Source organism: Niveispirillum sp. FG156 (assembly GCF_057809555.1).
The window spans coordinates 69,124-90,768 of the sequence record NZ_JBMDKE010000016.1 but is presented as its reverse complement, the minus strand read 5'-3'; the positions used below and the strand labels follow the sequence as shown (position 1 = coordinate 90,768).

Sequence of the window (21,645 nt, the reverse complement as noted above, 5' to 3'; positions counted from 1 at the left end):
TCACCCCTTCAAAGAACGGCCAGACAATCGGCAATCAGGTCCGACAGGCCGATGGCGTTGGTCGGATGCGGGATGCCGTCGGCGGACACGACAGTGTCAATGCCTGCCGCCTTGAAGGCTTCCAACCGCTCCATCGGGAAGACGGCATGCACCGTGGCCGCCAGCACGCGGGTGGCCCCATGGGCATAGGCGACCTTGGCGGCATCGATCAGGGTGCCACCGGAACTGATAATGTCATCCACGAACAGGATCGTGCGGCCTGTCAGGTCGGTGCCTTCCGGCAGGCCGACGGAGACGTCATGGTCGCCGCGCCGCACCTTCAGGCCGACAATGCCCTGCACACCGGCGGCGCTGGCGGCCCCTTCCACCAGATGGTCCGATTCTTCATCGGGACCCAGGATGACCCAGCCCTGGTCCGCCGCACCCTGTGCCCTGGCCCAGGCACCCAGCAGGGGGCCGGCGGTGAGGGCGGCGGAACGGCCACCGGGAAATACCTCGCCCAGATCATGGGTGCGGTGCAGATGCGGATCGACGGTGACGATCCGGTCGAACAGCCCGCCCAGCCAGCGGCCCATGATGCGCTGGCTCACCACCTCGCCGGGCCGGAACTCCATATCCTGGCGCATATAGGCCAGATAGGGGGCGACCAGGGTCAGTTCCTTCGTGCCTCGTTCCCGCAGGGCGCCGGCCAGGAACTGCAATTCCACCAGCTTGGCGTTGGGCTGATCCAGCGACCGCACGATGACGGCGCGTTCGGGTGCGGCCTCCAGCCGGACCAGGCTTTCACCATCGGGGAATCGGTGCAGCGAAACCTGGTGCAGGGGAAGGCCCGTGCGCGCCGCAAGGTTGCCGGCCAATGCCGCCCCTTCGGGAAAGCCGATCAGAATATCCATGCTTGTTCCATCCCCACCCGGCCGCTGGGTCGGCCGCTCTTGTGACATGCGGGGTCAAAATACACCGGAGCGCCCCCGCGACGCACGCCCGAAGCGGGGGATGGCAAATGAGTATGGCGAAATTTGGCGTTTTTAATTATCGACTGTAATATCCAGGAGCGCGGTTCATACTTCGGCAATTGTTCCGGGGACCGCTGACAGGCGGCTTGCTTCGGTCGTTGCGTTAGCGGCATCTTTGCTCTGGCGTCGTTTGAAAGGGGTGGCCCGATGTGGGGGCTTGGCGGTAGCAGCGGCATGGATCCGTTGGAACTCTCCGACAAGGAATTCGCTGCCCTGGAAGAGGCGCTGATGGCGTCCGCCCGTGGTCGCGCCTTCCTGCGTCAGCGCGACCGGCAGACACGCATCGTGGCCCAGGATGACTGGCGCGCCCTGCTCTCCAGCATGACCGAACAGGTGGGCCGTCTGCAGGGGATCGGCGGTGGCGGCGGCGCTGCCGCTGCGGCGGTGGCCGACCAGAGTCCGCATATCCACATCATGCGCGAAGAGCTGAAACAGCTTTCCAACTATATCGAACAGACGCGGCAGGAGATTGCGCAGCTGCGCCCCATGGATGCGGGCGCCAACCGCATCATGGCCGCGACCAACGAGCTGGACGCCATCGTCACCGCCACCGAGCGCGCCACCTCCGACATTCTGAATGCGACGGAGCGGATTCAGGCCCTGGTTTCCCGTCTGCCGTCCAGCGACATCACCAATGATATCGATGCCCAGACCATCGAGATCATGACCGCCTGTTCCTTCCAGGACATTACCGGTCAGCGCACGACGAAGGTCGTCAACACGCTGCGCTATATCGAGCAGCGCGTGAACACCATGATCGAAATCTGGGGCGTGGAGGATACGGAGGTCGGCGCCAAGAAACTGGGTACCGATGGCCTGATCGCCTTGCGTCCCGACGATGACCGCCCCGACAAGCACCTGCTGCACGGCCCGGCGCTGGAGGCCGTAAGCCAGGCCAATATCGACGCCCTGTTCGACAGTTTGGACGGCCCGGCCATGCCGGCCAAGGCCGATGCCAATGACGACCTGAACAATATGGATGATTGGGGACTGTCAGAGGAAGAGATGGCGCCCCCGCCGCCGCCGCCGCCTCCCCCCCCACCGCCCCCTCCGCCTCCGCCGCCGCCTCCCCCACCACCCCCGCCGCCGCCGGCGGCGGGTGCCACGGTGTCGCAGGCCGACATCGACGCCTTGTTCGGGTAAGCCGCCATGTCCGCAGACGGCAACAATGTCGCTCCCCGTGTGCGCCTGTCCCAGGCGCAGCTGGACCGTGCGTGCGAACGGCATCTGGCCTATCTGTCGGGCATGCAGGGCGGGGCGAAGCTGAGTCTGCCCTTCTTCGACCTGTCGGGCATGTCCTTCGATGCCCGCAATCTGACCAATGCCAACCTGTCGGGCGCCATTCTGCGCGGCACCAGCTTTGTCGGTGCCAAGCTGGACTATGCCGACCTGTTCGGTTGTGACCTGACCAATGCCGATCTGTCGGGCGCGCAACTGATGCGGACCGACCTGCGTGCCGCCAGCCTGCGCGGGGCCATCCTGCGCGGCGCCAAGATGGTGGAATGCGATCTGCGCGACGGCAACATGGCCGTCAGCACGCGTACCGATTTCAAGGTGCTGGGGCTTGAGATCGGGCCCGCCGACATCTCATCCGCCGTGATGATCAATGCCGACCTGACGCGGGCCCGCCTGACCGGTTCTTGCGCGCGGGAGGCGGATTTCTCCGGCGCCACCATGGCCGGTGCGCAGCTGGCCAGAGTCGATCTGCGCGATGCCCAGTTCAAATCCGCCAATATGGATGGTGTTGACCTGGCCGATGCCGACCTGCGCGGGGCCGACCTGTCAGGCGCCAAGGTTTCGGCCCAGGCCCTGCAGGCCGCCATCCGCACCGATGAGGAGGCGGCCCAGCGCGGCGTCGGGCCATCGCCCGACATGCCCCCGGCCCCCCCCCCGCCGGAGGAGGTGCCCAACAGCCCGCCGCCGCCCGAACGGCTGGACGCCATGCTGCGCGCCCATGCGCAATGGGTGGCTACCGGCGGGCAGGCCGGCCATCAGCTGGATATCAGCGGTCTGGATCTGTCGGGCACCGACATGGCGGGCCGCGTCCTGACCCTGATGAAGGCCACGGGAGCCAACCTGCGCGGCGCCGACCTGCGCGGTGCCCAGATGCAGGCGGCCCAGCTGTCTGGCGCCGACCTGCGCTCCACCAATCTCAGCTTCGCCGATCTGCGCGGTGCCTGCATGGACCGCGCGAACCTGATCGACGCCAATATGGAAAAGGCCAACCTGTCCAAGCTGAAGACCGCGCGCGGACATGAGCTGCGCACGTCTCTGGTCCGCGCCCGCCTGGCCGCCGCCATTCTGCGCGGTGCCGACTTGACCCTGGTCGACTTCACGGGTGCCGACCTGTCCGCCACCGTCCTGGACGGTGCCGACATGACCGGCGCTACGCTGGAAGCGGCGCGCGGGATCAATCTGGGGTGAGGTAAGTCAGCGATCGTTCTGTTTGCGGCCCTACCCGTGATGGGTTGGGGGTGGCTTTTTTTGTCTTCGACCTGCTGAATTCGGAGCTGCGTGTCAGGCGACTCCGTCCAGATGCAACCAGATGAAACAGAAAATAAAGGGGTGTTTCACCATTCACCGCCCGCTGACATCGATGCCAGAGGCATCGACGGAGGCTGGGCGCAGGAATGGTGTTGAGGGGAAGAGTGTAACAAAGACGGTGACCAAAGTCAGCAATGGCGGCGGGGTTGCCCACGCCGCCTGCTTTTCTCAAACCGCCATCAACCCTTAGCCGCGGTTCATGCGGCTGTTGACCAGATCGTGGACGACGTTGGGGTCGGCCAGCGTGCTGGTGTCGCCCAGGGCTTCATGTTCGTTGGCGGCGATCTTGCGCAGGATGCGGCGCATGATCTTGCCCGACCTTGTCTTGGGCAGGCCGGGTGCCCACTGGATCAGGTCCGGTGTGGCGATGGGGCCGATTTCCTTGCGCACCCAGGTGACCAGTTCCTTGCGCAAATCTTCCGTCGGGTCCTCTCCGGCGTTGAGCGTCACATAGGCATAGATGCCCTGGCCTTTCAGGTCGTGCGGGTAACCGACCACGGCGGCCTCTGCCACCTTGGGATGGGCGACCAGGGCGCTTTCGATTTCCGCCGTGCCCAGGCGGTGGCCGGACACGTTGATCACGTCATCGACGCGGCCCGTGATCCAGTAATAGCCATCTTCATCACGGCGGCAGCCATCGCCCGTGAAATACTTGCCCTTGAAGGTGCTGAAATAGGTCTGGATGAAGCGTTCATGGTCGCCGAAGACCGTACGCATCTGACCGGGCCAGCTATCCACGATGCAGAGATTACCCTCCGTCGCCCCTTCCAGGATCGTGCCTTCATTATCCACGACCTGCGGCTGTACACCGAAGAAGGGCAGGGTGGCCGAACCCGGCTTCTGACCGATGGCGCCCGGCAGCGGGGTGATCAGGATGCCGCCAGTTTCCGTCTGCCACCAGGTATCGACGATGGGGCAGCGGCCATCGCCGACCACGCCGTGATACCACAGCCAGGCCTCTGGATTGATCGGCTCGCCCACCGAACCCAGCAGGCGCAGCGAGGCGCGGCTGGTCTTCTTCACCGGGCCTTCGCCTTCGCGCATCAGGGCGCGGATGGCGGTGGGGGCCGTGTAGAAGATGTTGACCTTGTGCTTGTCGATCACTTCCCAGAAACGGCTGACCGACGGGTAGTTGGGGATGCCTTCGAACATCAGGGTCGTGGCGCCATTGGCCAGCGGGCCATAGACGATGTAGCTGTGGCCCGTGACCCAGCCCACGTCGGCGGTGCACCAGTAGATGTCGCCATCATGATAATCGAACACGTATTGATGCGTCATGGCGGCATAGACGAGGTAGCCGCCCGTGGTGTGCAGCACGCCCTTGGGCTTGCCGGTCGAACCGGAGGTATAGAGGATGAACAGCGGGTCTTCGGCCCCCATCACCTCCGCCGCGTTGTCGGCGGAAACCTTGGCCGTTTCCTCGTGGTACCAGTGGTCGCGACCGTCCTTCCAGGCGATGTCGCCGCCTGTGCGCTTGACCACGATGACCGAGGTGACGCCCGGTGCCTTCTCCAGCGCCTTGTCGACATTGGCCTTCAACGGCACCTTGCGGCCACCGCGCAGACCTTCATCGGCGGTGATGACCAGCTTGCTGTCGCAATCGACGATGCGGTCATAAAGGCTGTCGGGGGAGAAGCCGCCGAAGACGATGGAATGGATGGCACCGACGCGGGCACAGGCCAGCATGGCATAGGCCGCTTCCGGGATCATGGGCAGATAGATGGTGACGCGGTCACCCTTCTTCACGCCCTGCGCCTTCAACACATTGGCCAGACGGCAGACCTTCTCATGCAGTTCGCGATAGGTGATGTGGGCCGATTCCGCCGGGTTGTCGCCTTCCCAGATGATGGCCGTCTGATCGCCGCGCGTGGCCAGATGCCGGTCGACGCAATTGTGGGAGACGTTGGTGGTGCCATCCTCGAACCAGCGGATGGAGACATCGCCCTCGAAGCTGGTGTTCTTCACGCGTGTGTAGGGCGTGAACCAGTCGATGCGCTTGCCATGCTCACCCCAGAAACCTTCCGGGTCCTTGACCGACTGCTCGTACATCGCCTTGTACTTGGCTTCGTCGATCCAGGCGCTTGCGGCCACATCTTCCGTGACAGGAAAGAAGGTTGGGCTGCTCATGGCGTTGTTTCTCCCAAGGTTGGCGGGCGATTACCGGTCCCGCTTATCTCTTGAACCAAACCCCGGCTTCCGCGTGTACCGCGCCTGTGGGTTCCGTCCATTCACGCAATTTATGTAAGCATCGGCGCCCGCGTTTGGAACATGTACATTCGTCGCGTGCGCATTTCGACGCATTCAACGGTTTTTCCGGGGAAATGGTGGGGCCGCCATACTGCGTGCGGGCCGTTGCACAGCATGGTATGATTTACATAACACTGCATGGAAACAGGGCGGACAGGGGATGAGTGGGGTGATTCCCGAAGAGGGCGGCAGTCAGGGCCCCGGCGATGACCCGGCGCGGCTGGGCCTGCGCACCAGTCTGATGACCCTGAACCTGCTGCTATCGTCCCTTCCGGCGGGTGCGTCGGGCTTTGCCGACGCGGCGGCGGACGCGCGCTGCCTGTCGCGGCGTATTGCCACGGCGACGGATGATTTCAGCGATGTGATGCGCAAGGCGGGGTGACGGGGGCTATTCCCCCACCGCCACCACGCCATCCGTGACGGTCAACGGCACCGACCGCAGCGGGCGGCCCGCGCAGGGGCCGATGATGCACATGCCATCTTCCACCCGGAACTGGGCACCGTGCGTGCTGCACTGAAGCCAGCGACCATCAATGCTCATGAAATCGTCCTGGTCCATTTCCAGGGGCACGCCGACATGCGGGCAGGCATTGCGGTAGCCGAAGACCCTGTCGCCCTTGCGGGCCACCAGGATTTTCACCTTCACCTCACTCTTCGGCCAGTCGAAGCCGCGTGCCGTGCCGTCGGGGATCTCCTCCATCCGGCAGAGGGGGTGCGGTGCCGTCGATTGTTCCATCCGGTTAGCCCTTCGTCGCCTGGAGGGAGAATGACAGGGGCAGGCGCGGCATCCCGTCCGGCAGGCGGTACATGCCGGTATGGCCGGACGGCACCATACAGGGATAAAGCCGGTAGGGTAGTTCCTCATGCTCGTGCAGGAAGTCGATCCGCAGGCCGGCAGCGATCAGCCCCGTGACGATGGCGGAGATCGGGTGCAGCCACTCATAGTTCCGGGTACTGCGGATTTTCTCCGCTGATCCGGTGTAAGTGGTGGCGTCATCCGTCACCACCGGTCGGTCCCGAGGTGTGTGCCAGTCGTATTGGGGCCGGATGATGCCGTCCACCTCTTCAAAAGGCAGGATGGCCGGGTGGGATTCCGCCAGGTACAAGCGACCGCCCGGCACCAGCATTTCCGCCACCACCCCGGCCCAACGACCAATATCGGGCAGCCAGTTTATGGCCCCCCAGGTGACATAGGCGATATCGAACCGGTCACGGATCAGGGTTGGGGCATCATAGACGCTGCCCTCCACGAAGGTGGCGGCCACCCCTACCTCTGCCGACAGTGCGCGAGCGGCGGCGATGGCAGCGGGGGAGAAATCCAGCCCCGTGGCGATGGCCCCCCGCCGGGCAAGTGTCAGGGTATCCTGCCCGAAATGGCATTGCAGGTGGACCAGCCTCCTGCCCGCCACATCTCCCACCTCCGCCGATTCGATGGCGTACAGGGTATCCGCCCCGGCGCGGAAATCCGCCATGCGGTAGGCTCCGGTATCGTCCTTCAGGTGGATGGCGACGCGCTCGTCCCAGTTGGTGCGGTTGGCGTCCAACCAGTTCTGCTCATCCATCACCCTGCCCTCACGCTGTAATTCCGGCCAGGGCACAGATATGGGCCCATTGATCATCGGTGACGGGGCAGACGGATAGGCGCGATTGCTTGATCAGCTGCATCTCGGCCAGGGCCGGATCACCCTTCATCTGCTTCAGGGTGACGGGGGTCTTCACTGGCATCACAGGTTTCAGATCGACCATTACGAAACGGCCAGCGGGGTCGGACGGGTCGGGATAGGCCTCGCGCACGATCTCCGCGATGCCGACAATCTCCAGCCCCTCATTGGAGTGATAGAAGAAGGCCCGGTCGCCGACCTTCATGGTCTTCAGGTTCAGGGCCGCCTGATGATTGCGCACACCATCCCAATGGGTGCGGCCATCGGCCACGAACTTGTCCCAAGCATATTTGAACGGTTCGGACTTCACCAGCCAATAGGCCATAGTGTGTTCCCCGCGGCGAAAAATTTAGTAGGTCAGGTCGAGCGCTGTGCGCGAGCCCTGACAGTAATGGATGTAAGCCTTTTCTGTCAGGGCGAGACTAACGCCTCGACCTGACCTACGGACGCTTACGGCAGAACCTTGCGATAGGGGCGGATGCTGACCGACTGGAACAGCCCGGCCTTGGCATAGGGGTCGCCGGCGGCGAAGGCCTCGGCACTGGCCTTGTCGGCGAAATCCATGACCAGCAGGCTGCCTACCGGCTTCTCCCCGGCATCGTCCAGCAGGGGGCCGGCGATGACGATCTGCGCCAGATAGGAATTCAGATAGTCCAGATGCGTCGGGCGGTTGGCCAAGCGCAGGTCCAGGGAATTCGGATGATCGAGGCAGGAAATGGCGAACAGCATGGGGTGACCCTGTCGGTTACGATGTCCACCCCATGCTTTAGCCGCAGCGGCGCGCCCCGTCCAGGGCAGAGCCGTCACCGGCCCGTCAGGACCCAGTCGGGGCGCACCCAGTGGCAGGTATAGCCGTTGGGCGTGCGTTCCAGATAATCCTGGTGGAAATCCTCCGCCTCCCAGAAGGGGCCGGCATCGGTAATCTCCGTCACCACCTTGCCGGGCCAATGGCCGCTGGCATCCACCTCTGCCTTCACATGCCGGGCAGTTTCGGCCTGGGCCGCGTTCTCCACGAAGATGGCGGAGCGGTACTGGCTGCCGATATCATTGCCCTGACGGTTGCTGGTCGTCGGGTCATGGATCTGGAAGAAGAATTCCAGCAGGCGGCGATAGGTCAGCTTCTCATTGTCGAAACTGATCTCGATGGCCTCGGCATGGCCGGTGCGGCCCGTCTTCACATCCTTGTAGGTGGGGTTGGCAAGCGCCCCGCCGGCATAGCCGACACGGGTGGCGACGACGCCCGGCACCTTGCGGATCAGGTCCTGCATGCCCCAGAAGCAGCCGCCGGCCAGGATGGCGCGTTCGATGGCCATGATGTCATTCCTTTCAGCTTAACGCTCGGCCCGTAGATGTGGTGCCTCGTGATGATTAAGTCCAGTATGGGGCGGCGGGCACCTTTGCGTCATCGGCGTTCGACAAGCGGGGCGGGGCGGGGTAAATCCCCACGCCATGAATGATACGACCACCAGCCCGGCCGATAGCGCGCTTGCGACGCGCGGGGCGGCCCTTGACCTTTTGTTCAACGTGCTGGCCAAGCGCGTGCCGTTCGATGACGCCTGGGACGCCAGCCGGCCCTTGCGCGCGCTGGAGCCGCGCGACCGCGCCTTTGTGCGGATGCTGGTGGCCACCACCCTGCGCCGTCTGGGCCAGATCGATGCCGCTATCCAGGGCAGCCTGAACAAGCAGGGCCAACAGCTGAAGGCCGTGGTGCAGGATATCCTGCGTCTGGGTGCGGCACAGCTGCTGTTCCTGGGCACGCCGGCCCATGCCGCCGTGGATACGGCGGTGGAACTGGCCGTGGCGCGCAAGCAGCATCCCTATAAGGGCCTGATCAATGCTGTTCTGCGCCGTCTGGACCGTGAACGGGTCAGCATCCTGGCCGAACAGGATGCCGGGCGCCTGAACACGCCCGACTGGCTGTGGCTGTCCTGGCGCAAGACCTATGGCACCGCCCTGACCCGCGCCATTGTGGAGACGCATCTGGGCGAGGCGCCGCTGGACCTCACCGTGAAGGGTGATGCCGCTGCCTGGGCCGAACGGCTGGAAGCGACGGTCCTGCCCACGGGCAGCCTGCGCCGCGCCGCCGGGGGGCAGGTGACGGAACTGTCCGGCTTTGATGAGGGCGGCTGGTGGGTGCAGGATGCCGCCGCCGCCATCCCCGCCCGCCTGTTCGGGGACCTGACGGGCCGTGACGTCATCGACCTGTGTGCCGCACCCGGCGGCAAGACGGCGCAGCTGGCGGAAGCCGGCGCCCGCGTCATCGCCGTGGACCGGTCCGACAAGCGGCTGGTGCGCCTGTCGGAGAATATGACCCGTCTGGGTTTGGCGGCACAGGTGACGACGGTGGTGGCGGATGCCACCGAATGGCGGCCCGATGCCGTGGCGGATGCCGTCCTTCTGGACGCTCCCTGTTCGGCAACCGGCACCATCCGCCGCCACCCGGATGTGGCGCGCCTGAAGTCGGAAGAGGATGTGGAGAAGCTGGGGCGTATCCAGTCCCGCCTGCTCTATCGTGCCGTCGACATGTTGAAGCCGGGCGGCACCCTGGTCTATTGCACCTGTTCGCTTCAGGCCGAAGAGGGCGAGAACCAGATCACCAATCTGCTCTACCGCCGTCCGGAGATGCAGGTGGTGCCGGTAACGGCGGATGAGGTAGGAGGACTTTCGGACCTGATCACGGCTGACGGCTATGTCCGCTGCACGCCGGGCCATCTGGCCGAGATCGGCGGCATGGACGGGTTCTTCGCGGCGCGGCTGCGGCGGGTTTCGTAAGTTACGGCCCCTCCGCCCGCCACACATCCTTCACATGCCGGGGCAGACGCCGGGGCAGGACGGCCATCAGGTCGAAGCGGATGGCGTAATGGGCCAGATGCGGGCGGTGGGCCACGAACTGGCTGATCGCGGCATAGCGCCGGCGCCAGCTGGTGCGCGGCAGGGAGGACAGGGCCAGGACCATGTTCCGCCGCGCCTTCACCTCCACTACGGCCAGCACGTTGCGCTTGGTGGCGATGATGTCGATCTCGCCCATGGGCAGGCGCAGGCGGGTGGCCAGGATACGATAGCCCTTCAGCCACAGGACCAGGCAGCACAGCCATTCGGCGATGCGGCCCAGCCGTTCGGCGCGGCGGCGGTCAAGCTGGTCACGGGACCGCGCCATGGCCCCCCGTCCCCAGTTGCAGGGCCCGCGCATAGACCTGTTTCTTGGGCTGGCCCGTGATGGTGGCGACATGGGCTGCGGCATCGCGCACGCTCATCCCGCCGGACAGCGCCTGTTTCAGCAGGCTGTCCATATCGGCGGCGTCGCTGGCGGCGGCCCCTTCGGCGGGCGGGCCGATGACCACCACCACCTCACCCTTGGGCGGCCCCTTCTCGGTATAATGCGCGGACAGGTCGGATGCCGGACCCCGCCGCACCTCCTCGAACAGCTTGGTCAATTCCCGCGCCACCGCCACCTCGCGGTTGCCCAGGCTGGCCGCGACATCGGCCAGCATCTCGGCCAGACGCTGGGCCGATTCATAGAAGATCAGGGTGGCGGGCAGGGTGCGGAACAGCTCCAGTTCCGTCCGCCGGGCCGCCGATTTGGCGGGCAGGAAGCCGCCGAACAGGAACCGGTCGCTGGGCAGGCCCGACAGGACCAGGGCCGTGATGGCGGCATTGGCGCCGGGTAGATGGGTCAGGGCAAGGCCCCTGTCCTTTGCCTCCCGCACCAGTTTGAAACCCGGATCGCTGACCAACGGGGTGCCGGCATCGCTCACTAGGGCGATTGCTTGGCCTTGCGCGATACGGTCCAGCAGGACCGGGCGCATCTTCGCCGCGTTATGGTCATGATAGGGCAGCATACGGGTGCGGATGCCGTATCGGCGCAGCAATTTGCCGGTGACGCGCGTATCCTCGCACGCGATGGCATCGACACCGCGCAGGATGTCGAGCGCGCGCAGGGTGATGTCACCGGCATTGCCGATGGGGGTGGCGACGATGTAAAGCCCCGCCCCAGGTTTACGGATGGCGCCGCTGCCGGTAGGCTGCGCCACCACATCATCATCGCCTTCCTCGGGGAATTCCCCGTCCAGGTCGGCGTCTTGGTCGGGTTGGTCGTCCATGCTGGGTGACGTCAAAGGGAAGGGGTTCCGAATGCGTGGGATGGAAGATCGGCGCGGGGCGTCGTGGCTGGTGACGCTGGCGGCCTGCGTCGGGCTGCTGGCGGGGTGCGCCAGCCCTGGCAGCGTACCGGCCCCGGCCCCCACCCCGCAACCCCCGCCGCAGGTGGCCCCGCCCCCCGCCGCCCTGCCGCCGCCCGTGGCCGCACAGCCGGTGGCGCCTAAGGATGATAAGATCCGCGTCGGCCTGCTGCTGCCCCTGACGGGTGCCAATGCCGCCCTGGGCCAGTCCATGCTGGACGCCGCACAGATGGCGCTGTTCGATCTGGGGGACGATAAATTCACCCTGTTGCCCCGTGACACACAGGGCAGCCCCGGCATCGCCGCCACTGCCGCGCAAGGTTTGATCGAGGAAGGGGCCGGCGTGATCCTGGGCCCCCTGTTCGGCGCGGAAGCCGCAGCGGTCAAGCCTGTGGCGGCCCAGGCCGGCACGCCTGTCCTGTCCTTTTCCAGCGACTGGAACGTGGCGGGCGGCGGTGTCTGGACGCTGGGTTTCCAGCCGCAGGAACAGGTGCGGCGTGTGGTCGGCCTGTCGATCGCGCGCGGCCTGATGCGGTTCGGCGTGGTGGCCCCGTCCACCCCCTATGGCGATGCGGCGGTACAGTCGCTGCGCGATGCCGTGGAGCAGGCGGGTGGGACGATGACCAAGGTCGAACGCTACACGGCGGGTGCCACCAACCTGACCGAACTGGTCAAGAACCTGTCGGATTTCGATCAGCGTCAGGCCGCATTGGGTGCCGAACGGGCGCGCCTGACCGCGCTGGGCGATCCCGAGTCGCTGGCAGCATTGCGCCGGCTGTCGAATGCCGATACGTTCGGGCCGCTGCCGTTCGATGCCGTTTTGATTGCCGAAGGCGGGCAGACCTTGCGCGAACTGGCGGCCCTGTTCCCCTTCTTCGACATTGATCCAGGTCCCGTCCGCATGCTGGGCACCGGTCTGTGGGACGAGGCGGGGCTGGGCCGGGAGGCGGCGCTGGTTGGTGGCTGGTTCGCGGCCCCCTCCCCGGAAGGGCGCGACGCGTTCGAGGCGCGGTTCCAGCAGACCTTCGGTTATCGCCCGCACCGGCTGGCCACCCTGGCCTATGACGCCACGGCGCTGTCTGCCGTACTGGCCAAGGGTGGGGCGGGCTTTACCGTGCCGGCCCTGACCAATGCCAATGGCTTTGCCGGGGCGGAGGGGATTTTCCGCCTGCTGCCGACCGGCACGGCGGAACGCGGGCTGGCCGTGATGGAGGTGACGCGCACCGGTACCACCCCGGTCGACCCCGCCCCGCAAAGCTTCGTTCCCGCCGCCCCGACCTCGTGAGGGTGCCTATGGATATCCATGTCGCCAAGGCCGCTGATGGCCAGCACGTCCTGACCTGGAACGGCGCCAGCGTACGCTGTGCCGTGGGGCGGACGGGCATCCGGCTGGACAAGCGGGAAGGGGATGGCGGCACGCCCGTCGGGGCCTTCACCCTGCGCCGTGTGCTGTACCGCGCCGACCGGCTGGCCCCGCCCGTGACGGGGCTGCCCCTATCAGTGATCAACCGGGATGATGGTTGGTGCGATGACCCCGCCCTTCCCGACTATAACCGCCCGGTGAAGCTGCCCTTCGCGGCCAGCCGGGAGGAGCTTTGGCTGGACAGCCTCGTCTACGACATCATCGTCATCCTGGGGCACAATGACGATCCGCCGGTGCCGGGCATGGGCAGTGCCGTGTTCTTCCACCTGACCGACGCCGGCTACGGCCCCACGGCGGGCTGTGTGGCGGTGCAGTTGGGCGACATGCTGCCCATTCTGGCGGCGGCCAAACCGGGTGACCGCATGGTCATCGCGCCGTCGCCACAGGCCATGGCGGCATGCGACCCGGCGGGTGGGCGGGGGCCGGACTGTTTCTTGTAAGGTGGGGTTGTTCCCTCACCCTCCCATTGGCTGGCGCCAATGGGCCCCTCCCTCTCCCACTTTCGTGGGCGAGGGGCGAAACTTGGTGTTGAGCTTGATTTCGCCCCTCGCCCGTTTGGCGGGAGAGGGAGGGGCCTGAACGCGCCAGCGTTTGGGAGGGTGAGGGGCGAGGCCCCCTCAGTCCCAGCTTTCCCGATAGAGCGCCACCATCTCGGCCACGCTGGGCACGCGTGGATTGTTGTTGGGGCTGCCCGACGCCAGCGCCTGTTCGGCCATCAGGGTCAGCAGGCTGTCCCAGCGGGCGGGATCGATGCCGTACTGTCTGGGGGTGGGGACCTGCAGGTCGGCGTTCAGGCGGCGCAGGGCCGCGACCAGTTCGCCCGCCGCCGCCGCGTCATCCTGCCCCGGTTCCGCCGCCCCAATAGCGCGGGCGCAGTCGGCATAGCGGGTGATGGCGCCTGGCAGTGACCAGGCCGTGACGGCGGGCAGCAGCATGGCGTTGGACAGGCCGTGCGGCACATGGAAGAAGGCACCGATGGGCCGGCTCATCCCATGCACCAGGGCGACCGATGCGTTGGAAAAGGCCATGCCGGCCAGCGTCGCCCCCAGCATCATATTCTCCCGCGCGGCCCGATCGGCGGGATCGGCGCAGGCGGTGCGGATCCAGGGCGCGATGCGGCCCATGGCGGCGATGGCCATGGCATCGGTGAAGGGGCTGGCCTTCACGCTGACATAGGCCTCGATGGCATGGGTCAGGGCGTCAATGCCGGTATCGGCGGTCAGGCGCGGGGGACAGGACAGGGTCAGTTCATAATCGATGATGGCGGCTGCGGGCACCAGACCCGGCCCCGCGATCAGCATCTTCTCGTCCGTTTCGGTGTCGGTGATGACGGTGAAGCGCGTTACCTCCGACCCGGTGCCGGCGGTGGTGGGGATGGCGATGACGGGCATGCAGGGCTTGGGGATCGGGTTCGGCACCTTGTAGTCGCGCATGCGGCCGCCATTGGCAGCCAGCACGGCCATGGCCTTGGCCGTGTCGATGGGTGACCCGCCGCCCAGCGCGATCATGCCGTCATAGCCGCCATCGCGCAGGAGGGTGGCACCGGCGGTGATTACATCGGTGGTCGGGTCGGGCACGGTATCGGCAAACAGGCCGGGATTGAGGCCAGCGTCCCGGAGTGGGGCCAGCAGCCGGTCGGCATGGCCATGGTCGCGCATGAAGGGATCGGTGACCAGCAGGGGGCGGCGCACGCCCAGCCGGGCCAGCACCCCCGTCAGCCGCTGCACGGCCCCACCGCCGATTTCCATGATGGGTGGCACCAGGATGGTGGCGATCATCATTTTCTCCCCTGCCTTGTCTGATTTCCGCCCGGCATGTTCGGCCCTGCCGGCAGGCTTGCCAAGTCCCTGGTGCCGGGAATGGCACATCGGGTGATGCGGTTTGTTCATATATGGAACCGGAACGGGGGAGCGCCTATGCTGCCCCCTGACCAATCCGATCTTTCAAGGTTCCCATGACCAGCCCCGCCCCCGACCTGTTCGCCGCCGCCCTTGCCACCCGCGCCCATTCCCACTCCCCCTATTCGGGGTTCAAGGTGGGCGCAGCCATCCGGTCGGAAAGCGGGCGCATCCATGCCGGCTGCAATGTCGAGAATGCCGCCTATCCGCAGGGCCAATGCGCGGAGGCCACGGCCATCGGCCTGATGGTGGCCGCCGGTGACCGCCGCATTGCCGAGATCGTGGTGGTGGGCGGGGAGGCCGGGTCCGGCCTGATCTGTACGCCCTGCGGCGGTTGCCGTCAGCGCATCCGGGAATTTGCCGGCCCCGACACGCCCATCCATGTCTATGATGCCGGCGGCCATCGCCGCAGCTTCACCCTGGGCGAGTTGCTGCCCTTCAGCTTTGGTCCCGACAATCTGGGGTTCTGATATGTCCGGTACCGAAATGACCCTTGTTGATATTGCCCTTCGTGTCCTGCCATTGCTGGATCTGACCAGCCTGAATGACGCGGATGACGCCGACAGCACCGCCGCCCTGTGTGCCAGGGCGGTGACGCCGGCGGGGAATGTGGCGGCGGTCTGCCTCTGGCCGTCATTCATTCCGCAGGCGAAACAAGCGTTGGCCGGCAGCGCTGTGAAGGTGGCGACGGTGGTCAATTTCCCCGGCGGGTCGCTGCCGGTGGACAAGGTGGTGGACCAGATCGCCCGCGCCCTGGCCGATGGGGCGGACGAGATCGACGTGGTCATGCCCTATGCCGCCGTGATGTCCGGCATGGGCGGGGACCAGCGGGCGGCGGACCATCTGGCCGCCTGCCGGGAGGCGTGCGGGTCTGCGACCATGAAGGTCATCCTTGAAAGTGGGGCGCTGGCCAAGCCGGCCCTGATCGAACGCGCCGCCCAGGTGGCGGTGGACGCCGGGGCGGATTTTCTGAAAACCTCCACCGGCAAGGTGCCGGCGGGCGCCACGCCGGGGGCGGCCCGCATCATGCTGTCTGCCTGCCGCGCGGCCGGGCGGCCCGTGGGCTTCAAGGCGTCGGGCGGCATCCGCGATGTCGAGACCGCGGCCCAGTATCTGGCCCTGGCGGATGAGATCTGTGGGCCGGGCTGGGCATCGCCCGCGACCTTCCGCTTTGGCGCATCGGGTCTGCTGGATGCGCTGCTGGGGGTGTTGGGCCATGGGCCAGAGACGAGGGTGACGGTGGGTTATTGATCCATCGCCACAACCCCCTGCTCGACCCGCAGCCACGCGGTGGCCAGGGCGGCCACCTCTTCGCGCTGGTGGGTGACGTAGAGCATGGGCAGGCCGGTGCCGTCGCGCAGGCGTTGCAGGTAGGGCAGCAGTTCGGCCTTGCGGGCGGGGTCCAGGGCCGAAAGGGGTTCATCCAGCAGCAGCAGCGCCGGGTTGGACAGCAGCGCCCGCCCGATGGCCACGCGTTGGCGTTCGCCGCCCGACAGGTCGCGGGGGCGGCGGTGCAGCAGGGGGGCGATATCCAGCAGGTCGATGATAGTATCCAGGGTCGGTCCCGTCGTCCTGCGTCCACCAAACAGCCGTCCATAGAGAAGATTATGGCGGACATTGAGGTGGGGGAACAGGCGCGCCTCCTGAAACACCTGCCCGATATGGCGGCGGTGGGGGGGCAGCCAGGTACGGCTTTCCGTATCGACCAGGACCTTGCCATCCAGCACGATCCGCCCCGCAGCGGGCCGCGACAGGCCCGCGATCAGGGATAGAAGCGTGGTCTTGCCGGCCCCCGACGGGCCGGTGATGGCGGTGACGCCGGGGCCGATGGAGAGATCAGCGGTCAGGGTAAAGGTGCCGATCCGGTGGGTCAGCGACAGGTCAAGCATCCCGCCCCTCCACCCGCCGGCGCACGCGGCGCGCCAGCAATTCGCTGGCCGTTACCGCGATGACGGCGATCAATGCTGCGACCAGGGTCAGGCGCAGGGCCGCCGCGTCGCCGCCCGGCACCTGGGTCAGGCCATAGATGGCGGCGGGCAGGGTCTGGGTCACGCCGGGAATGGCCGCGACGAAGGTGATGGTGGCCCCGAATTCCCCCAACGCCTTGGCAAAGCACAGGATGGCGCCCGACAGGATGCCCGGCAGGGACAGAGGCAGGGTGACGGTCAGGAACACGGCCCAGGGCGGGGCGCCCAGGCCAGCCGCCGCATCCTCCAGCCGTGTATCCACCGCCTCCATCGATAGGCGGATGGCGCGGACCAGCAGGGGGAAGGCCATGACCGAACAGGCCAGCACGGCCCCGGTCCAGTTGAAGGCCAGCACGATCCCGAATTCGGCCAGCACCTGCCCCACCGGCCCCTTGCGCCCGAACAGCAGCAGCAACAGATAGCCTGTGACGACCGGCGGCAGGACCAGGGGCAGATGCACCAGCGCATCCAAGAGGATACGCCCCGGAAAGGACCGGCGGGCCAGCAGCCAGGCGACCAGGATGCCCGGCCCCAGGCTGACGGCGGTGGCCCAGCAGGCCACCTGCACCGACAGCCAGATGGCCGTCATTTCCTCCGCCGTGAAGGTCCCCATTAGTTGGTCAGCACCGTGAAGCCCTGATTGATGAAGTGACGCCGCCCTTCGTCTGTCTTCAGGAAGTCCAGCAGCGGCTGGGTGGCGGCCTTGTCCGCCCCCTTCAGCAGAGCCACAGGATACTCAATCGGGGGATGGCTGTCGGCGGGAAAGACGCCGACAATGGCCACGCCGGGTTCAACCCGCGCGTCGGTGGCATAGACGATGCCGGCCCCGGCCTCCCCCCGCGCCACCAGCGCCAGGGCGGCGCGGACATTTTCGGCAGGTGCCAGCCTGTCTGACACCTTGGCCCACAAGCCCAGCTTGGTCAGTGCCGCCTTGGCATAGCGGCCTGCCGGCACGGCATTGACATCGCCCACGGCCAGCCGCTGACCCTTCAACAGGGCGGCGATATCCAGATTGCCATCAATGGTCAGGCGCCTTGCCTGCGACCGTTCCATGACCAGCACCAGCTGATTGCCCAGGAAGGTGAAGCGGCTGTCGGCCTGTACCAGCCCGGCCTTGACCAGATAATCCATCCATTCCTGATCGGCGGAGATGAAGATATCCGCCGGTGCCCCCGCCTCGATCTGTTTGGCGAGGGCGGAACTGGCGGCATAGGCGGCGGTGGCGGTGCTGCCCGTCTGCGCCTTGTAGGCCACCAATGCCTCATCCAATGCCGTCTTCAGGCTGGCCGCAGCATAGACGGTCGTGTCCTTTGCCCAGGCCGCCGGTGCGAAGGCCAGCGACAGGGCCAGGATAAAGGAGGAAAGACGGAAACGGGCCATGATGCATCCTGACCTGAAAGAAGGTGGCGGCAGATTATCGTTATGTCTGGTGAAATACAACGAGGCTGTTGGCGCGATCCTGACCCCGTGCAACCAGATGCAACAGAAAACATAGGGGTGTTTCAGAGCTTGGGCCTTCGCCCCTCCGAATGCGGGTGCCCGTGCAACCGGATGTAACAGAAAATAAGAGGGTGTTTCATGGTTCACGCCGTACCCGATCCGAACGCCAATGGCGTCGGATTGCGGCGGACAGGGAAGGGGCGTTGAGAAACCGAGTGTAGCAGAGAACGGTCGGAAAGTCAGCCATTCCGCCGCCTCTGCCGTCCCCGGTCAGGTGCGGTGGAAGATGACGGTCAGGTTGTTGGCGGGCATCTGGATGATCTCCGGCCCGGTGAAGCCGTTGGCGGCGGCAAGGTCCGCCACCCGTTCCAGGTCGCGCACGCCCCAGGCCGGGTTGCGGGCCTTCAGGTCGGCATCGAAGGCGGCATTGCTGTCGGCTGTATGCTGCCCACCCCGCTTATAAGGGCCGTAAAGGCAGAGCGGCGCACCCGGTTGCAGCAGACGGCCCGCACCCGTGAACAGGCCGATGGCGGCATCCCAGGGTGCGATATGGATCATGTTCACGCACAAGATGGCGTCGGGCCGGATATCGGGCCAGGTATCGAGACGGGCGGCGTCGAGCGCCAATGGTGGGCGCAGGTTGGCCAGGCCGGTCTCACCCGCCCAAGCGCGGATGCTGGCGCGAGCGTCCTCGTCGGGGTCGCTGGGCTGTAACGTCAGGGCCGGCAGGTTTTCGGCCAGGAAAACCGCATGTTCCCCGCTGCCGCTGGCGATTTCCAGCAGCAGGCCGGTTTCCGGCAGATGCGGGCGCAGGGCATCCAGCAGCGGTTGCCGGTTGCGCAGCGTGGCGGGGGCGTGGCGTTTTTCATCAATCATCATAGGGCCAAAGGTAGGGGGCGGGGGCCGATGCGCCAAGCCCATTTCGTCCTGCATGCCGGGTCAGACCAAGCAAGCAGTTGCGCGCGTCTGTCGGATTGTCTACCTGTGGCGCTGATTATATCGATTGCGTGCGCCACGCTTTTTGGAGTTCCGGGGATGCCCTACGTCGTTACCGAGGCCTGCATCAAGTGCAAATACACCGACTGCGTTGAAGTCTGTCCTGTCGACTGCTTCTACGAGGGTGAGAACACGCTGGTCATCCATCCCGATGAATGCATCGATTGCGGCGTGTGCGAGCCGGAATGCCCCGCCGAGGCCATCCTGCCCGACACTGACCCGCGCGCCGAACAGTGGCTGGCCATGAACCGCGAATATGCCGGGCAGTGGCCCGTCATCAACCGCCGCAAGGACCCGCTGCCCGACGCCGACGCGTGGAAGGGTGTGCCCGACAAGTTCGAGAAGCATTTCAGCCCCAAGCCGGGGAAGTAAGGATTTATTGTTCCCTCAGGCGCCGGGCGGCGGCATCCACCGCCCTCGGCAGTTTGATGAGGCCCCAGAAGTGGCCACCGGCAAAAATCATTGACCGGTGGTTAAGAAGTCCGCTAATGCCCATGCGATGGGCGCATGACCGACATAACGCGCTCTGCGCGGAACTTATGGCGAACAACGCGTTCCGCCTCTGTCATGTGGACGTAACATCGACTATATTCAGTCGAGCGAGGATCGGCACGGCGCCCGTGATCGTGGCTTGATGTGCCGACCGCTTTCGCCATCGTAGTGTTTCGTCAGGAGAGGTCCCGCTGCCTGTGCGGTCGGGGCCCCTATCATTTTTGTTCCCGTGGCGCGCCGCCCCGCGCGGAAGAAGAGAGCAACCGACATGTCCGAAAGCCTAGATTTCACCACCGGGGATCACGTTGTGTATCCGGCCCACGGCGTGGGACAGATCATCGGGATCGAGACTCACAGCATCGCCGACATGAGCGTGACGCTGTACGCCATCCAGTTCGAAAAGGAACGGATGACGTTGAAGGTTCCGGTGGCGAAGGCCAAGGCTTCCGGCCTGCGCCGCCTGTCCACCAAGGACCGGATCAAGGCCGCCATGGAGACCCTGCAGGGCCCCAGCAAGATCAAGCGCATCATGTGGAGCCGCCGCGCCCAGGAATATGAAGCGAAGATCAATTCCGGCGACCCTGTTTCCATCGCGGAGGTCGTGCGCGACCTGTATCGCGGTGAGGACCAGTCCGACCAGTCCTACAGCGAGCGTCAGATTTATCATGCAGCATTGGAGCGTCTGGCTCGTGAGCTGGCCGTCGTCGAGAAGATCGACGAGCGCAAGGCCACTGAAAAGCTGGAAGCCGTGCTGAGCAAGGCGGCTTGATCGGGGTACACCCACAAGATCAAGCATCCCGCTGTTAAAAAATCGGGATATTTAGTATGAAAGGGGCGTTCACTTGTTGAACGCCCCTTTTTTTGCGCCGCCGCACGCCCTACACTGGCGGTGCCAAGAAAAACCTGCCGGGACCTCATGTCGGATGATCGCAAATATGCCTTGCTGGGTCGGCCACGCCGCGTGTGGGCGGTGGGTGCCATCCATGGCGAGGCGGCGCGTCTGGCGGCCCTGCATGATGATGTCGGCAAGCGCTTCCTGCCCGGTGACCGTCTGGTCTATCTGGGCAACATGATCGGCCGGGGCGTGGCCGTACGCGAGACGATTGAGGAGTTGCTGTCCTTCCGGCGCGAGATCATGGCGCGGCGTGGCGTGGTGGCGACCGACATCGTCTATCTTCGTGGCGGGCAGGAGGAGATGTGGCAGAAGCTGTTGCAGCTTCAGTTCGCGCCCGATCCTGCCGCCGTTCTGCAATGGATGATCGGGCAGGGGCTGGACACCACGCTCGCGGCCTATGGCGGCAATGCCCAGTATGGGCTGGTGTCGGCCAAGGAAGGGGCCGTGACCCTGGCCCGCTGGACCGGAGAACTGCGCGCCGCCATGCGGGCTGCACCCGGCCATGACAATCTGCTGAGTGCGGTGCGCCGCTGCGCCTATACCAGTGCGCCGGACGGGGCACCGACGGAGCTGCTGTTCGTCAATGCCGGGCTGGACCCGGCCAAGCCGCTGCATATGCAGGCCGACATCTTCTGGTGGGGCGGCAGTTCCTTTGCCCGCATTGTGGAACCCTATAATGGTTTCCGCCGTGTCGTGCGCGGTTATGACCCGACCCATGGGCCGGGCCCGACCGTCACCGATTTCACGGCCAGCCTGGATGGCGGGGCCGGTTTCGGTGGCCGCCTGATCTGCGCCTGCTTTGCCCCCGACGGGCAGATGCTGGAACTGGCCGAAGCCTGAAAAATTTTCAGCACGGTTGATCCAACCGTCCTTCGCCTCCGTAACAAGGAT

The 21,645-nt window shown here is 65.8% G+C and carries 25 protein-coding genes; 11 read left to right on the top strand and 14 right to left on the bottom strand.

All coding sequences use genetic code 11. The features are described 5' to 3' along the window. Positions 1-8: 8 nt before the first annotated feature. A complete protein-coding gene (locus tag ACODSP_RS12055; protein WP_488965838.1) occupies positions 9-893 on the bottom strand; it encodes a ribose-phosphate diphosphokinase in 885 nt (294 codons plus the stop codon). A gap of 267 nt (positions 894-1,160) precedes the next feature. On the opposite strand from ACODSP_RS12055, the gene ACODSP_RS12050 reads away from it, so the two are divergent. Further along, positions 1,161-2,156, top strand: coding sequence for a protein phosphatase CheZ (locus ACODSP_RS12050; protein ID WP_488965837.1), 996 nt, complete (start codon positions 1,161-1,163; stop codon positions 2,154-2,156). A gap of 6 nt (positions 2,157-2,162) precedes the next feature. Beyond that, a complete protein-coding gene (locus tag ACODSP_RS12045; RefSeq protein ID WP_488965836.1) occupies positions 2,163-3,437 on the top strand; it encodes a pentapeptide repeat-containing protein in 1,275 nt (424 codons plus the stop codon). 306 nt (positions 3,438-3,743) lie between these two features. On the opposite strand, the gene acs is transcribed toward ACODSP_RS12045, so the two are convergent. Next, positions 3,744-5,684 carry an acetate--CoA ligase gene (gene acs, locus ACODSP_RS12040; RefSeq protein ID WP_488965835.1) on the bottom strand — a complete coding sequence of 647 codons (1,941 nt, stop codon included), beginning with the start codon at positions 5,682-5,684 and terminating at the stop codon, positions 3,744-3,746. Positions 5,685-5,964: 280 nt separating this feature from the next. On the opposite strand from acs, the gene ACODSP_RS12035 reads away from it, so the two are divergent. Further along, on the top strand, positions 5,965-6,186 hold the full coding sequence (locus ACODSP_RS12035) for a hypothetical protein (RefSeq protein WP_488965834.1): 222 nt from the start codon (positions 5,965-5,967) through the stop codon (positions 6,184-6,186). Between the two features lie 6 nt (positions 6,187-6,192). Here the strand turns inward: ACODSP_RS12035 and ACODSP_RS12030 are convergent, their stop codons facing one another. The 5 genes from ACODSP_RS12030 to msrA all read right to left on the bottom strand — a co-directional run bounded on the left by ACODSP_RS12030 (position 6,193) and on the right by msrA (position 8,778). Continuing rightward, complete coding sequence (locus ACODSP_RS12030; RefSeq protein WP_488965833.1) at positions 6,193-6,540, bottom strand: Rieske (2Fe-2S) protein; 348 nt, start codon at positions 6,538-6,540, stop codon at positions 6,193-6,195. Positions 6,541-6,544: 4 nt separating this feature from the next. Continuing rightward, positions 6,545-7,366 (bottom strand): class I SAM-dependent methyltransferase, encoded by an 822-nt coding sequence (locus tag ACODSP_RS12025; protein ID WP_488965832.1) that lies wholly within the window; start codon positions 7,364-7,366, stop codon positions 6,545-6,547. A gap of 10 nt (positions 7,367-7,376) precedes the next feature. After that, a complete protein-coding gene (locus ACODSP_RS12020; protein WP_488965831.1) occupies positions 7,377-7,790 on the bottom strand; it encodes an EVE domain-containing protein in 414 nt (137 codons plus the stop codon). 125 nt (positions 7,791-7,915) lie between these two features. Continuing rightward, positions 7,916-8,194, bottom strand: coding sequence for a YciI family protein (locus ACODSP_RS12015; RefSeq protein WP_488965830.1), 279 nt, complete (start codon positions 8,192-8,194; stop codon positions 7,916-7,918). Between the two features lie 74 nt (positions 8,195-8,268). Next, a complete protein-coding gene (msrA, locus tag ACODSP_RS12010) occupies positions 8,269-8,778 on the bottom strand; it encodes a peptide-methionine (S)-S-oxide reductase MsrA (RefSeq protein WP_488965829.1) in 510 nt (169 codons plus the stop codon). 136 nt (positions 8,779-8,914) lie between these two features. Here msrA and ACODSP_RS12005 point away from each other — a divergent pair, with 136 nt between their 5' ends. After that, entirely contained in the window at positions 8,915-10,237 is a 1,323-nt protein-coding gene (locus tag ACODSP_RS12005) for an RsmB/NOP family class I SAM-dependent RNA methyltransferase (protein ID WP_488965828.1), read from the top strand. Position 10,238: 1 nt separating this feature from the next. Here the strand turns inward: ACODSP_RS12005 and ACODSP_RS12000 are convergent, their stop codons facing one another. After that, positions 10,239-10,622 carry a YraN family protein gene (locus ACODSP_RS12000; RefSeq protein ID WP_054168783.1) on the bottom strand — a complete coding sequence of 128 codons (384 nt, stop codon included), beginning with the start codon at positions 10,620-10,622 and terminating at the stop codon, positions 10,239-10,241. Then, positions 10,606-11,565, bottom strand: coding sequence for a 16S rRNA (cytidine(1402)-2'-O)-methyltransferase (gene rsmI / locus ACODSP_RS11995; RefSeq protein WP_488965827.1), 960 nt, complete (start codon positions 11,563-11,565; stop codon positions 10,606-10,608). The genes ACODSP_RS12000 and rsmI overlap by 17 nt, the downstream gene beginning before the upstream one ends. Before the next feature lie 31 nt (positions 11,566-11,596). Between rsmI and ACODSP_RS11990 the strand changes: the two genes are divergently transcribed. After that, positions 11,597-12,928 carry a penicillin-binding protein activator gene (locus ACODSP_RS11990; RefSeq protein ID WP_488965826.1) on the top strand — a complete coding sequence of 444 codons (1,332 nt, stop codon included), beginning with the start codon at positions 11,597-11,599 and terminating at the stop codon, positions 12,926-12,928. Between the two features lie 8 nt (positions 12,929-12,936). Beyond that, positions 12,937-13,506: a L,D-transpeptidase family protein gene (locus tag ACODSP_RS11985; protein ID WP_488965825.1), complete on the top strand. Its 570-nt coding sequence runs from the start codon at positions 12,937-12,939 to the stop codon at positions 13,504-13,506. 177 nt (positions 13,507-13,683) lie between these two features. On the opposite strand, the gene ACODSP_RS11980 is transcribed toward ACODSP_RS11985, so the two are convergent. Next, entirely contained in the window at positions 13,684-14,847 is a 1,164-nt protein-coding gene (locus ACODSP_RS11980; RefSeq protein ID WP_488965824.1) for an iron-containing alcohol dehydrogenase, read from the bottom strand. Positions 14,848-15,020: 173 nt separating this feature from the next. On the opposite strand from ACODSP_RS11980, the gene cdd reads away from it, so the two are divergent. Together cdd and deoC are read left to right on the top strand one after the other, a co-directional pair. Next, complete coding sequence (cdd, locus tag ACODSP_RS11975; RefSeq protein WP_488965823.1) at positions 15,021-15,434, top strand: cytidine deaminase; 414 nt, start codon at positions 15,021-15,023, stop codon at positions 15,432-15,434. A gap of 1 nt (position 15,435) precedes the next feature. Continuing rightward, positions 15,436-16,215 (top strand): deoxyribose-phosphate aldolase, encoded by a 780-nt coding sequence (gene deoC / locus ACODSP_RS11970; protein WP_488965822.1) that lies wholly within the window; start codon positions 15,436-15,438, stop codon positions 16,213-16,215. Here the strand turns inward: deoC and ACODSP_RS11965 are convergent. The 4 genes from ACODSP_RS11965 to ACODSP_RS11950 all read right to left on the bottom strand — a co-directional run bounded on the left by ACODSP_RS11965 (position 16,209) and on the right by ACODSP_RS11950 (position 19,250). Then, positions 16,209-16,853, bottom strand: a complete 645-nt coding sequence (locus ACODSP_RS11965) for an ATP-binding cassette domain-containing protein (protein ID WP_488965821.1) — start codon at positions 16,851-16,853, stop codon at positions 16,209-16,211. The two genes, deoC and ACODSP_RS11965, sit on opposite strands and share 7 nt — an antisense overlap. After that, complete coding sequence (modB, locus tag ACODSP_RS11960) at positions 16,846-17,544, bottom strand: molybdate ABC transporter permease subunit (RefSeq protein WP_488965820.1); 699 nt, start codon at positions 17,542-17,544, stop codon at positions 16,846-16,848. Before modB ends, ACODSP_RS11965 begins: the two co-directional genes overlap by 8 nt. Next, entirely contained in the window at positions 17,544-18,311 is a 768-nt protein-coding gene (modA, locus tag ACODSP_RS11955) for a molybdate ABC transporter substrate-binding protein (RefSeq protein ID WP_488965819.1), read from the bottom strand. Before modA ends, modB begins: the two co-directional genes overlap by 1 nt. Before the next feature lie 330 nt (positions 18,312-18,641). Continuing rightward, positions 18,642-19,250, bottom strand: coding sequence for a DUF938 domain-containing protein (locus ACODSP_RS11950; RefSeq protein ID WP_488965818.1), 609 nt, complete (start codon positions 19,248-19,250; stop codon positions 18,642-18,644). A gap of 156 nt (positions 19,251-19,406) precedes the next feature. On the opposite strand from ACODSP_RS11950, the gene fdxA reads away from it, so the two are divergent. From fdxA to ACODSP_RS11935, 3 genes are all read left to right on the top strand, one after another. Next, entirely contained in the window at positions 19,407-19,739 is a 333-nt protein-coding gene (fdxA, locus tag ACODSP_RS11945; RefSeq protein WP_054168789.1) for a ferredoxin FdxA, read from the top strand. A 388-nt stretch (positions 19,740-20,127) separates the two neighbouring features. Then, entirely contained in the window at positions 20,128-20,628 is a 501-nt protein-coding gene (locus ACODSP_RS11940; RefSeq protein WP_054168790.1) for a CarD family transcriptional regulator, read from the top strand. A gap of 147 nt (positions 20,629-20,775) precedes the next feature. Next, on the top strand, positions 20,776-21,594 hold the full coding sequence (locus tag ACODSP_RS11935; protein WP_054168791.1) for a metallophosphoesterase family protein: 819 nt from the start codon (positions 20,776-20,778) through the stop codon (positions 21,592-21,594). Positions 21,595-21,645: the final 51 nt, after the last annotated feature.